Origin of the sequence: Gordonia sp. SCSIO 19800 (assembly GCF_018132775.1) — a bacterium.
In the GTDB taxonomy this organism is placed as follows: Bacteria; Actinomycetota; Actinomycetes; order Mycobacteriales; family Mycobacteriaceae; genus Gordonia; species Gordonia hongkongensis.
Genome location: NZ_JAGRQM010000003.1, coordinates 243457 through 256441 on the forward strand (window position 1 = coordinate 243457; position 12985 = coordinate 256441).

Sequence of the window (12985 nt, forward strand, 5' to 3'; positions counted from 1 at the left end):
GCATCTCACGTACCGTTGGTGGCGTGATCCCCGAGTTCGTTCACGGCACCGCGCGCGCCATCCGCCACGTGTTCACCCCGTACCCGGCTCGGGACATCCCGGAGGGCCGGATGGTCGACCTCCCGGGGCGCGGGCGGGCGTTCGTCACCGACTCGGGCCCGCGCGACGCGCCCGCCGTCTTCCTCCTGCATTCGGTGCTCACCACCGGGTTGCTCTGCTGGTACCCGACGATCCCGGCGATCAACGACCGCTATCGCGTCATCACCCTCGACGCGCGCTGGCACGGCCGCGGCATCGAGTCCGAGACGTTCGACCTCCGTGATTGCGCCGATGACGTCGTCGCCCTCGCCGACGTCCTGGGTATCGACCAGTTCACGGTCGCCGGGTTCTCGATGGGCGGCGGCATCGCCCAGCTGGTGTGGCGACGCCATCCGGGACGTGTCGCCGGTCTGGTGCTCTGTTCGACCGGCCCGTACTTCAGCACGCATGATCCCCGGCACCGCGCGTCGTCGGAACGCATGGGACGCATCCTCCGCCCCGTCTACCGCATCCTGCCGCGGGTGTCCGACAAGAGCCTCGACAAAGCGGCCCACACCACCATCTGGGCGCTCCGGCAGTTCCTCTCGACGCCGCTGGCCCACCTCGGTGACTTCGGAAACGGGCTGGGGGAGTTCGACTCTCGCGGCTGGCTCCATGAGGTCGACGTCCCGACCGCCGTCGTCGTCTCCATCCGCGACCGAGTCGTCGAGCCCGAACGGCAGCAGCTGCTGATCGACGGCATTCCCGGCGCACAGCGTTTCGAGGTCGACGGCGGGCACGCCTGCTGCGTCCTCGGCGCGCGCTACTTCATCCCACCGTTTGCCGAGGCACTCGACGCCGTGGTGCCTCGGGATCGGTCGTCAGTGGCGGCGCACTGACAGAGCCGCCGTTCACACTGTGGAGTTGTCAAGGGACGGATGCGGTCCCGGGTGTGGCCCGGGTGCGGAAGGTGCTACGCGAAAGTGGTTGTCGGACGGCCGGTCAGGCGGCGTCGTCGAGGCGCATGGTGCGTCGGTTGTAGGCGGGCAGGGGTCGGCGTTGCGGGTCAATGCTGGCGGGTGGGATGAGCCAGGGGTGTCGGTCGAAGCCCGTGACGATGTCCCAGCCGTGGTGGTGGACCTGTGTGTGGCAGCGTTGGCAGAGTAGACACCCGTTGTCGAGGTCGGTGGGTCCGCCGTCGGCCCACGACTTGATGTGATGCACCTGCGTATGGGTCGGCGGTGCACCGCATTTGATACAGCAGGCATCGCGAACGATCACCGCTTTGCGGAGGTGTGACGGATACAACCGGTGGGTGTGACCCATCTGTAGCGGTACGCCCTCACCGTCGAGAACGACTTCCGTAAGAGATCCGTCGCAAGCCACCTGTCGAGTGGTGGCTTGGCTGATCGACCCGGTCCACGGCAGCGTGGCCGGGTCTCCGGTCGCGGGGATCGTCAGCATCAACTGAGTGCGTGGACTTCCGACGCTGTCGATAGTCGCGCCGACCGCGGCTTGGTCGAGGATCAGTTCGAAGGCGTCGGCTCGGCGTTGCTCTGCGGTGCGACGGTCCTCGGCGCCGTCGGGTTCGGGCCGTGGACACGACCGCTCGTCGATCATCGCCAGGAACTTCTCGCCTACGACCTGGGTGAGGTCGGCGCGGATTTCGACGCGGCCGTCGTCGGTGGTGTGGGCATTGACCGTGCTCAGAGACGTGTCGTCGGCTGCCGATACATCGGTGCCGGAGACGTCGGCGAGGCTGTTGGTGACGGCTCGGGCGAACTTGAGCACTTCTGTCGGCGTCGCGCCCGAGAGCGCTTGGCCGATGAGCTCGATCTCGTACCGGGAGCGCTCGTCATCGGAAATGTCTTCGGCGCAGCACTTTTCGATCTGGTTCATTCCGCGAATGATGGCGTCGACGACTTCGCTTGCCAGTCTCCCATCGGCGGCATGACGAGCCAGCGCGGGCAACGTCGGCAGGGCGTCGACACTGCGCATGGTGCGAAGAGCAGCGGCCGGTGCATGTCCTGACTCGATCAGCAACTTCTTGGTGGTGCTGCCGGCTTTCTGAGCGACGCCGAGTTCGTCGAGTTGTGCTGCGTGGGTGACGATCTGGTGGTCGACGGTGTTGCGGATCAAGCGCAGCGTCTCGAGCGCGTCGAACGTTGATCGGCCCGTGGGGTCGTCGGCGGGTGGGGTGGTCTCGATGAGCTGATCGAGAAGAGTGGCGAGCTCTGGCATGACTCCAAGGTACAGGAACATTCGTTCGATTTCGAGGAGTTTCCACAAGCCGGTAACCGCGAATTCATCGACTGTGCAGCGTTTTTCGTCGACATCGTGGTAACTGTTGTCAGTAATTGACTCCAGTCACACCCGTTTCGAGTTCGCGCCCAGAATTGGTGATTCGCGCCATGACCACGAGCCCCACGGGCGGTCAGGTAGCGGCCTTCGTGATGCAGACGAACGCCCACTCGGTGCTCGTCATCCCCACAGAGATCGGCGGTCGCCGGCAGGTCGAAGTTCGGCGACACCTGCGCGAGTGGCGCGTGGACCTCCTTGCGCTCAGCGGGTCCGCCGTAGCCCGCCACGCCGATCGGCCTGCGGTCGGTGGTGTAAGCGGCGCCTTGCCGTGCCCCGCCAGTTGTCCCCGTTGTCGGCGATGCCGCCTGCCACGCCGACCGTGCCGACGGGTCCTCAGGTTCGACGGGTGCAACGGCCAGGCCGCCGCCCGAGGGTCGTCCCTCACGAGGTTGATGAGCGGTCCGACGCGTCGGCTGGCGCACCCGTGCCAAATCGGTGGGCCCAAAAGCGGAGGGCGCAGCCGATGACGGTGGATGCGCCGACCGATCACTGTCACCGACGTGGATGGCCGAGGTCTGATGGTCCGGTCGCGAGGACACAGAGCGTCAACACCGCCGTTGTCAAACGACCAGAAGTCGACGCAGTAGCACCGCGCGACGTCGACGTGGTCTCGCGAATGGACTCACGACGATCCCGCCGCGACTGCTGACTGACAAGTAATACTTGTCGATGACGTTTCGCGGTGGCCCTACCGCCCAAACGTCTCGACATTGTTGCCGAACCACATGGAACGTTTGTGAATAGCTGCAGCACAGCGTCTTTAGCGTTGCGACATGGTCAGGTGACCCACTTTCTCAGGTGTGACATCAACTACAAATTCGTGCCGTAAGTCGCGTGACTTCCGCCCACATCGCGGCTCAGGCGGCGGCCCAGGGCGACGCTGTCTGTCTACCAAACTATCTCTGCCGCAACATAAAACGAAACACAGCTCAACCCCGCGTCGAGCCCGAAGCCAGCACCGCCACGGCCGCGGCTCGCAAAATTCGTGCAGCCGATGCGCTTCATCAACTTTCTTTTTAGCGTTACTCTCATTCCAGTTCGCGATTCGGTTGCCAGGGGAGGCCCGCAGGGTTGGCACCGGAGCCGCGTCTGGCGTTGGAGCCCACTGCTCAGGCGCCGTCCTGGGGAGGATCTCGATGACTGTTCTCGATTCAGTCGTGCCCGCGTCGCCGCCATCTGCGGACGTCGACGCCGACGCGGCTTCGACGCCGGCGCAAGGTGCGGCTCGTCGCACATGGCGAGCGACGCTGACCGCGCCGCGTGAGATGTCGATGGGCGCCCGGTACGCGTCGACGATCGGTGCGGGCATGCTGGCGTTCGCGCCGGCCATCGCTGCCGAGTTCGACGCGCTCCGCCAGGGGTCGCCGACGGCATACCTGCTGTTCGTACCCCTGTGGTGTCTGATGATCGCCTTCGGGCTCGACGTCTCGTCGCGGGGCCGTGAGATCGGTGACGGCGAGTTCGACCGCATCCTGGTCGTCGTCGTGGGCGGCGCGCTCGGACTGACCGCTGCCCTGGTCATTCCGCGGATTCCGGCCGTCGCGGCGTTCTGGCACGCCGACCTGATCCCGCTCCTCATCTGGGTGTTCGCGGCGTCGATCGTCATCTTCGGGATCCGACGCGTTGTCCGCGACTACCTCATCTGGCTGTTCCTGCTGACCTGCTTCCCGCCGAACTACCTGCTCATGGGGCAGGTGCTCGGCGGCACGACCGTCGCCTTCGGTGCGTTGTCCGTGGCGATTGCCCTCGTCGTGACGTACATGTCGCTGCGTCGGCACCCGCGGGTCGCCCTCGCAACTGCGGCGCTGTCCGGCGTCGGCGGCGCGGTGCTGGTTGCGGTACTCCACGACATCCCGGTCCTGGCCTACACGGTTCCCGCCGGTGCGGTGACCGCGATCGCAATCGTCGTACGACACCGGTTCGGGAGAACGGGCTCGGCACGCGCCGGCCTGCCCAAGCAGTCCATCGCCACCCTCGCGTCGGCCTGGTTGGTGGCACTGATGATCCTGGCGGTGACCCCGTTTGCACCGGAATCGCCGAAACCCGTTGTGTCACCGCCCATCGGCGAGGAGTGGCTGGAACAGTTGCGGACGCTCGGTATCGGGATCACCGAGCCCGAGGTGTTCGACTGGGGTCCCCGGGTCATGGGGTCCGAGGGTGACGTGCGCCGGTACCGGGTCACGACGGGGCAGACCGGCCCGGAGAACAGGCCGCTGTCCACCGCCTATCTCGACGTGTTCGCCACCGCGGATCTGGGCCGCTTCTCCAGTTACCGCCGTGGTCTCTGGTACGAGACGGTGCCGCCGGCGACGATCCACTCGACTCCCGCCTCTTCGGACGGCCGACACACCCGGCTCGGCAGCATCGCCAACACCCTGGAGTCGGTCCGCACCTCGGATCACACACTGTGGACCGGTCGATTCTGGGGTTGGCGAGTTCCCACGCCAGCCGGTGAGCGCTACATCGCCGTCTACCTGATGGCCGCGCGTGATCAGCCGGGTTCGTCGAACGTCGCGGAGCCGAAGCCGCCCAGCTATGCCACCACCGTCGCCGAACCCATCAGTTGGCTCATCCGCGGTGGCGACGACACCCCGGACCCCGTCGACGACTCCGACCTCGATGTCGCGCTGACCGATCTCGCGTGGTCGATGATCGACGCCGTCGAACGACCAGCTCGGTGACCACCCCCGACGCGGGACCGGTCATCGACGCGCGGCATGTCTCCACCCTGTCGGCACGACATCCGTTGAGCCGCAGGCAGCGTCTCGGCCTCGTCGTCCTCGCGATCGTGACCGCGGCAGCGTTCCTTCTGACCTGGCGGGTCTCACTCGCGGTCATCCTGAGCATCTGCGCTCTGTACTTCCTGGTCTCGAGCGTCGACAAGTTCGTGCTCGTCACCCGCGGCATGTCCGGCAGGGGAGTGCTGAGGGTGTCCGACGACGACGCACGCGCGATTCCCGACGCCGACCTGCCGGTCTACACCGTGCTGTTGCCGGTCTACGGCGAACCCGAGATCGTCGCCAACCTCGTCGCCGGTGTCGGCAAGATCGACTATCCCGCAGACAAACTCGACATCCTGCTGGTCCTCGAGGCCGACGACCACGAGACCCGGGCGGCCGTCGAACACGCCGACCTCGACGGGATCACCCCGGTGCTGGTCCCGCCGAGCGAACCGCGGACCAAACCCAAGGCGTGCAACGTCGCCATGGATCTGCCATCGGAACGCAGCGACATCGTCACCATCTACGACGCTGAAGACATCCCGGATCCGCTGCAATTGCGCAGAGCGGCAGCCGTCTTCGCCGCGAGTCCGCCCGAGGTCGGCTCGGTGCAGGCCCGGCTCGGGTACTACAACGAGCGCGAGAACCTGCTGACCCGATGGTTCGCCATCGAATACGACCAGTGGTTCTCCTACATGCTCCCCGCATTGAGTGCGTCGAAGTGTGTGATCCCCCTCGGCGGGACGTCGAACCACATCCGCACCGACGTGCTGCGGGAGGTCGGCGGATGGGATGCCTACAACGTCACCGAGGACGCCGATCTCGGAATCCGGCTGGCGCGCTACGGATACCGCACGGTCGTCCTGGACTCACTCACCGGCGAAGAGGCGAACGCCGACGTGGTGAACTGGGTGCGGCAGCGCTCGCGCTGGTACAAGGGTTATCTTCAGACCTTCCTGGTGCACACCCGCCACCCGGTCGACATGGTCCGTGAACTCGGACTCGTTCCGGCGCTGCGTATCTCGAACCTGACCGCGGGCATGCCGATCGCCAACACCCTCAACCTGCTGTTCTGGACGCTGCTGCTGGTGTGGTTCGCCGGGAAACCCGATTTCATGCATTCCCTGTTTCCGGGTCCCATCTACTACCTGTGTGTCCTGATGTTCACCGTCGGGAACCTGGCCACCATCATGCTGGGCGTCGTGTCGACGCGGACGCTCGGCAAACCCCATCTACTCGGTGCCGCGCTCCTTGTGCCCGGTTACTGGTTCCTTCAGTCCATGGCTGCGATCAAGAGCATGGCGCAGCTCATCTACAAGCCCTCCTACTGGGAGAAGACCGTGCACGGACTCTCGGCCATGCCCGGTGCGTCCCGACCGCCGAAAGGTCCTGAGAATGTCTAGCAACAGTCCTGTCCGCCTGCGACGCCTCCTGGGAGTGGTCCTGGCGACGCTGATCGTCGGGATGGTAGCTGTTGCTCCGGCCGCGGCGGCCCCGGGAGACGGCACGACGACGCTCAATTGGCGACAACTGGGCATGGGCACTTCGGTGACCATCGACGGCGCCGACGTCCCGGTCGGCGTGAGCATCCCGGTGCCGCAGGGGATGTCGCCCACCACCCTGACCGGTGTGGTGGCGTCGGCAACCAACGTGTCCGACGCCTTTCTCCAGGTGGCCCGCACCGACGGCACGATCATCGGCACCGTCGTCGTCCCCAGGTTCGGTCCGCGGCAGCTCAGCACCCCGTTCACCGTGCCACTGACCGCTGTTCCCGTGGGTGACAACGGTCGCGCGGATCTGCGACTGACGCTGCGCAACGGGACCGACGACTCGGTGTGCGGACCGGTGCCGGAGGTCGCGCTGACCAACCTGAACGTCGCTTTCCGGGGCGCCGCGACGGTGCCCTCCACCATTCAGGATGTGTTCGGGACGGTGGTCAACCGGGTGACCGTGTACACCCCGGCCAACCCGAGTGCCGCGGCCGCGCAGACCACGCTCGGCGTCGTCGCCGCTGTCGCGGATCACTATCGCCCACAGCGTGTTGCGATCGACGTGGTGGAGTCGGCAGATGCCCGGCTGCCGCGTGTGGCCAGTCCGCTCGACCGCGCGGTCGTCATCCGCGAGGAGGGCGGCCCGGGGAGTATCCGGCTGGAACGTGCGGGGCAGCCCGGGGCTGCGCTGGTGATCAGCGGTGATCAGGATTCCCTGCCCGATCAGGTGGCGCTCTTCCGCGACGGGCTGACCGACCTTGCCCAGACAGACGCTGCTGCAGTCAAATCCGTCGGAGACCGCGAGGTGCAGGGTTCGGATTCGGTGACCTTCGGGGAGTTCTCCGATCGGTTGTCGGTGGAGGCTCTCGGAACCGCCTCGCTGGTACCGGGTTTCGATCCGACGATCCTCGCCCTCGGTCGGCCCGGCGCGGTCGACGTCGCGCTGAAGGCGCGCTACACCCCGGTCCGCGACGACGAGCGCGCGAATGTCATGGCCGTCACCGGCGGCGAGATCCTACACACGAGTGCGCTGGATGCGTCCGGATCGCTGGACACACAGTTCACGATCCCCGCCGCGCAGGTGGCGGCCAACGAGCCGCTCGAGTTCCGGGTGTCCTACGAGCCGGCCCCGGGCGCGTGTTCGCCTCGCAGTGTGCCGCTGACGTTCCAGATCGATCCGTCGTCGACGGCGTCGTCGAGCACGACTCCCGTTCGGATGGGCGGTTTCTCGTCGGTGCCGCTCGGGTGGCAGCCGACCGTCCAGGTCGCGCTGGACAACACCAATCCGGCGCAGCTCGACGCCGCCGCCGAGCTGATCGCGTCGGTGCAGCGCAGTTCGGCCACCGCACTGTCGCCGGTGCTGGTGCCGCTGGATCAGGCGATCGCCAGCAACACCGGCGCACTCGTGGTGGCCGACGCGGCGAACGCCCGCCCGCTGAATCCGCCGATCAACACCGAGGACTCGTCGACGCTCGTCGACCTCGCGGCACAGATCCGGCTGGCCATCCCGGACGGGCTGGGCACCATTCAGGCGTTCTCGCAGAACTCGCGCACGGTGGTGCTGGTGAGCACCTCGGGGTCGTGGGATCTGATCGACCCGCTGTTTGCGTATCTCGATGATCAGCAGGGAGATCTGGCGAACCTCCGCGGTGACGTCCTGGTGGCCGGACGCGCGGGTCAGCCCGAGCTGATGACCGTGCGGGCGGACGGTCCGCAGGCCGAGGTCGATCAGGTCGGTACCAGCTGGGTGGTGTGGCTGGGTGTCAGCGCCGCCGTAGTTGCGATCGCAGTCCTCGTCGCGATCGCGATCATGTTGTATCGCAGACGCTTCGGCGGCTCGAGCGGTCCCGCTGACGGCTCGACTACATGACCGTCGAGCTTCACGACGACGCCTCGGCACCGGCGGTCGGTGTGCAACCGCCGGTGACCGAGGGCCGTCGACGGCTCACCGCGACGCAGTGGTGGGGTATCTCGCTCTTCGCCGGTCTGGTCGCCGGGTATCTGGCGGTCGGTGCGTACCTGTACCTCGCTGTCGGCTACATCAATCCCGACGCGAGCAGTCGCGTGGGCAACGCCGGGTTCACCATCTGGAGCCGGGACCCGCACCTGGGCGCGATCGGTTTCGTCTGGAATCCGTTGCCGAGCCTGATCGAGATCCCGCTCGTCGAACTGTCGTCGCACTGGCCGCTGAACCAGTGGCCGGAGCTGCGTCGCGTCGGATTCGCCGGTGCGGTCATGAGCGCGGTGTTCATGGCCGGTGCCGGGTGGCAGGTTCGGCGCATCGCCCTCGATTACGGTGCCGGCCGTCTGCTGCGCTGGATCGCGATCGCGGCATTCGCGTTGAACCCGATGATCATCCTGTACGCCGGGATGGGCATGAGCGAGGCCCCGTTCCTGTTCTTCCTGCTGTGGTCCTGCCGTCGAATCCTGCTGTGGGTGAACCGATCACGTGTGCTCGATCTGGTCATCGCCGGCGTCGCCCTGGGTTTGGCGTACCTGACGCGCTACGAGGCGCTACCCGCGGCTGCGGGCGTGGCGGTCGGGGTGTTCGTGGTGTCGACCCGACGGCACCGTCCCGAGGAGCCGTCCGGACTCGCAGCGTGGCGGGCCGGCGCGCCCTTCGGTGTGCACGACGCGACCATCGTGGCCATGCCCACCGCGTTCGCGTTCGTGGTGTGGGCGGGCCTCGGCTGGCTCCTCGACGGGAATGCGTTCTCCCAGTTCTCCTCGCAGTACGGCAACTCGGCGCAGGTGGAGGCGGCGGGGATCGTCTCGGCCGAGGACGTCGGAGCAGGGCCGCTGGCGGAGGTGATCGTCGCCAACCTGCTCGGCATGCAACCACTGCTGTTCGCGGTGCTGCCGGTCGTGGCCTGGGTCGCGGTCCGGTTGCGGAGGGTCGACGCGGCGGTGCCGGCCGTCGTGTTCGGCTCGGTTCTGCTGTTCCAGATGTCTGCGGTGATCCTCGGCTCGACCTTCGGCTGGTTCCGCTTCTACCTGGCGTCGACGCCGCTGATCGTCGTCGCGGTCCTAGTGGCGTGCGGGCCCGGCTCGCTGCGCACCCGCCGCTCCTTGAGCAGCGACCGGAGCTTGCGGAGGTCGCCCACCCGCCGCTCCTTGAGCAGCGACCGGAGCTTGCGGAGGTCGGACACCCGCCGCTCCTTGAGCAGCGACCGGAGCTTGCGGAGGTCGTGTGTCGAAAGGACCACCCTCACCACCCTCATGGCCCTGGTCCTCGCGACCTCACTACCCGTGACCGCGTCGTCGATGCTCAACCCGGCGCTGGGCAAGGAGGAGTACGGACTGCGCTCGGCGTTCTGGCCCGATCGCCACCCGCCGTCGGAGTTCTGGTTCTACTGGTTCGGCGAGGTCTCGGGCAACGTCGCCGCCTGGCTGGACAGCCAGAATCTGCCGGAGGGCTCTGTTCTCGTCGACACCTTCGGGGTCTCGCGCGTCTGGCTGGAGTCCGAGCGGCCCGAACAGTTCGTCGTACGCAGCGACTTCGACTTCTTCGCGAAGCTGAACGCACCCGCCGAGCAGGGCGTGCAGTACATCCTCACGCAGCGGCCGACCGGCCTCGGCTCGCTCGACGCCATCAACGTTCGCTACCCGACCCTTTGGGACGACGGCGCCGGCATCGCGACGGTCGCGATGACGGTGACGACGCCGACCGGCAAGCCGCAGTTCCGGATCTATCGGATCAAGGGATCGGACTGACCGTCACGGATTGACCCAGAAGGTGGCGGCTACCGGCGTGCTCAGGATGATGTTCTCTTGCGGGTAGTACTCGCCAGTCACCACCAGCTGGCCGGCTCCGGTGCGGATGGTGCTGCGGCGGTGGGGGTAGTCGTACGGGATCGAACCGGTTGCTCCGGTGGTGAGATTGCGCCAGTGCCAGCGGAATCCGTAGCCGAGGGGATATGGGTAGATCTGGCCACGTCCGAAGTACACACGAGGCTGGGCGAGTCCGGCGCCGCCGATGCCCCAGACCACGCCGGGCACCTGCACTGTGACCGAGTGGTCCAGCCTGGGATGGGGCGGCGGTGGCGAGGCGGTTGCGGTGGCAGATGCCGACCACAGCGGCACGATGACCGCGAACGCGAGCATCAGCGAGAGGATTGCGCGACGAATTGTCATTCCGTGACGGTAGCGCCCGCTGGTTGAGTTTCCCGCGTTATTTGAGCTGCGAGTGGCTTCGACGAGGCCAACCGTCAAGAACCCCACCTACGCCTGCAACTCGAAAGCCTTCAGCACGGTCGTCGTCCAGATCTGCTGGCCGGCGGGGTTGGGGTTCACGGTGTCGCGCAGCAACGGTCGAAGCGCGGCGGAATCGGCGGGGAACGCGGAGTACACGTCGATGACCTGGATGCCTTCGGCGTCCATCGCGGACGCGTAGCCCTCCATGATGGCGTTGGTGGCGCCACCCTGTGCGGGGCTCTGCTTGATGGCCACGAGCTCGGCGTTGGGGTACTTCTGGCGCAACTCGGTGATGAGCGGCTCGAGTTGTTCGGCGAGCGGGGTGTTCGGGTCCTGGGTGTGGCCGAAGTTGAGCAGGATCAGATTCGGGGTCACGTCCGGGGTGATCAGCTTGTCGAGATTCTCGAGCGCGTAGTTGGCATCTTTTCCGGAAGCGCTGCCGTTCCAGAAACCGATCGGGCCGTTCGGGCCGTCGCCGAGCCCGACCATGGCGCCGTAGTCATTGGTGGTGGCATTCCAGAACTTGGTTGCCATCGGGCGTTGGAGTTTCTGGCTGATCGTCGTCCCGAGGGCGGGCGCCCAGCCGTCCCGGGCGGCACCGGTCGAGTCGCCAAGAAGAACGATGGTCCGGGGCTCAGACGGATTCGCTTCCGCGTCTTCGATGAATTCGAGGGTCGCCGGCTGCTCGAGGGGTGCCATGCTCGCGGGGGTCACGCCTGCCGAAGATGTCGACGTCGGCGCTGTCCGATTGCTGGACACGATGAGTCCGACGATCAGGATGACCGCGCAGACAACCATCACAATCCATGCCCAGATCGGCGCGGAACCGAAAACGCGTTTCACAGCGTTCAACATCTACGTAATCTCCAACTCGCTTGAGGCCCCCCAGCCAACGTTGTCACCATAGCGGTCGTTGTTTCCGCGTGCGCGTGACGCCGAACCCGATGTGATTCAACAGTCGGTGGGGGCCGGTACTCCGGCGAGTCGGTCCCGCATCCAGGTGGCCATCGCGGGTCCGGGGTCGACGCCGTGTCCCTGCTGGTCGTGCCGGACCCGCATCAACTGGTCGCCGAGTTCGCAGGCTCGAGTCAAGGTGTCTTCCATGACGTCGACGGGGATGAGTGGGTCGGTGCCGCCGTAGAAGACCGCGATCGGGACATTGGTGGCGAGCCGCGGTAGGGCGTAACCCTCGAGTGCGTGGGACAGGGTTTGCGCTGCACCCGGAGTCACTGCGTTCAGTGCGGCATCATCCGGCACCGACAGACCCGCCAGCGCCGTGCGATCGGCCGAGCAGACCGGCGCGGTGTCGGTGCTCAGTCCGGTCAGATGGTCGCCCGGGCGGACGGCGGGCTGGGCTTGGGCGACGCCGTGCACCACCAGCGGATACAGGAATCGTTGCGCGCGCGAAAGACTCCCTTCCTGCGCGCGGGTGACGAAGTAGCCGGCATCCAGCAGGGGAGCGACGGCAACCGCACCCACCAGTTCCCCGGCGCCATCGCCGTACTGCGCGAACTCTTCCGCTGTCGACCATGCGGCACCTCCGCCTTGAGACCGGCCGACGGCGAACCACCGGCCCCCGACGCCGAGGTCGGTGGACTGCGCGGCCCGGGCAGCGTCGATGACGTTGTATGCGGCGGTGCGCGGTTCGAGGTAGGGATGAGGTGCTTGTTGGCCCGGCCGCGCTCCCAGTCCCTGATAGTCGGTCGTCACCACGGCATATCCCGCGGTGAGGAAGTCGGCGACGGCACCGAGATCCCCGAACATCGAGTCCTGGTCCGACGGTCCGCAATCCCGGGTGATGCCGGTGGTGCCGTGCGCGTACGAGATCAAGGGGTGGCCGCCCGGCGGGGGAGTCGATCCGGGGACAAAGAGTGCGCCGCTGACGGTTGTCGATCTGCCGTCGAGTCCTGATGCCGATCGATACACGAGGCGCTGAGCCGTGACGCCGGGCGGTAGCGCGGCGAACCACGCATCCGGAACGGTGTCGGTGCCGACGATCTGACCGCGCGCACGTCGCACGTCGGCAACCAGCACGGGCGGAGGTGACGGCGGTGCGTCCACCGCCACCGACGCGACCGATCGCGCGGATTCGCCGGTCCCGGACGTCGAGTCGCAGGCGGCCACAGAACCGAAACCCAGTGTCGCCACGACAACCCATACGCCCGCCGTTCGGACGCGGCGCCACCCTCTTCTCACCTGAGA

The 12985-nt window shown here is 66.9% G+C and carries 9 protein-coding genes; 5 read left to right on the forward strand and 4 right to left on the reverse strand.

Annotated elements, in window-relative coordinates; genetic code table 11:
• Positions 1–23 precede the first annotated feature (23 nt).
• A complete protein-coding gene (locus KB201_RS05120) occupies positions 24–917 on the forward strand; it encodes an alpha/beta fold hydrolase (RefSeq protein WP_211538524.1) in 894 nt (297 codons plus the stop codon).
• A 103-nt stretch (positions 918–1020) separates the two neighbouring features.
• On the opposite strand, the gene KB201_RS05125 is transcribed toward KB201_RS05120, so the two are convergent.
• Positions 1021–2280 carry an HNH endonuclease signature motif containing protein gene (locus tag KB201_RS05125; protein WP_211538525.1) on the reverse strand — a complete coding sequence of 420 codons (1260 nt, stop codon included), beginning with the start codon at positions 2278–2280 and terminating at the stop codon, positions 1021–1023.
• Between the two features lie 1235 nt (positions 2281–3515).
• Between KB201_RS05125 and KB201_RS05130 the strand changes: the two genes are divergently transcribed.
• The 4 genes from KB201_RS05130 to KB201_RS05145 are packed head-to-tail and all read left to right on the forward strand — an operon-like array spanning position 3516 to position 10303.
• Entirely contained in the window at positions 3516–5060 is a 1545-nt protein-coding gene (locus tag KB201_RS05130; protein ID WP_211538526.1) for a hypothetical protein, read from the forward strand.
• Positions 5057–6502, forward strand: a complete 1446-nt coding sequence (locus KB201_RS05135; RefSeq protein ID WP_307848036.1) for a glycosyltransferase family 2 protein — start codon at positions 5057–5059, stop codon at positions 6500–6502. Before KB201_RS05130 ends, KB201_RS05135 begins: the two co-directional genes overlap by 4 nt.
• Positions 6495–8459 carry a hypothetical protein gene (locus tag KB201_RS05140; protein WP_211538527.1) on the forward strand — a complete coding sequence of 655 codons (1965 nt, stop codon included), beginning with the start codon at positions 6495–6497 and terminating at the stop codon, positions 8457–8459. The genes KB201_RS05135 and KB201_RS05140 overlap by 8 nt, the downstream gene beginning before the upstream one ends.
• Positions 8456–10303, forward strand: a complete 1848-nt coding sequence (locus tag KB201_RS05145) for a glycosyltransferase family 39 protein (protein WP_211538528.1) — start codon at positions 8456–8458, stop codon at positions 10301–10303. Before KB201_RS05140 ends, KB201_RS05145 begins: the two co-directional genes overlap by 4 nt.
• 3 nt (positions 10304–10306) lie before the next feature.
• Here KB201_RS05145 and KB201_RS05150 read toward each other — a convergent pair whose 3' ends face one another.
• From KB201_RS05150 to KB201_RS05160, 3 genes are all read right to left on the reverse strand, one after another.
• Complete coding sequence (locus tag KB201_RS05150; protein ID WP_211538529.1) at positions 10307–10723, reverse strand: hypothetical protein; 417 nt, start codon at positions 10721–10723, stop codon at positions 10307–10309.
• Positions 10724–10810: 87 nt separating this feature from the next.
• Complete coding sequence (locus tag KB201_RS05155; protein WP_211538530.1) at positions 10811–11638, reverse strand: SGNH/GDSL hydrolase family protein; 828 nt, start codon at positions 11636–11638, stop codon at positions 10811–10813.
• A 96-nt stretch (positions 11639–11734) separates the two neighbouring features.
• On the reverse strand, positions 11735–12931 hold the full coding sequence (locus tag KB201_RS05160; protein ID WP_307848037.1) for a lipase family protein: 1197 nt from the start codon (positions 12929–12931) through the stop codon (positions 11735–11737).
• Positions 12932–12985: the final 54 nt, after the last annotated feature.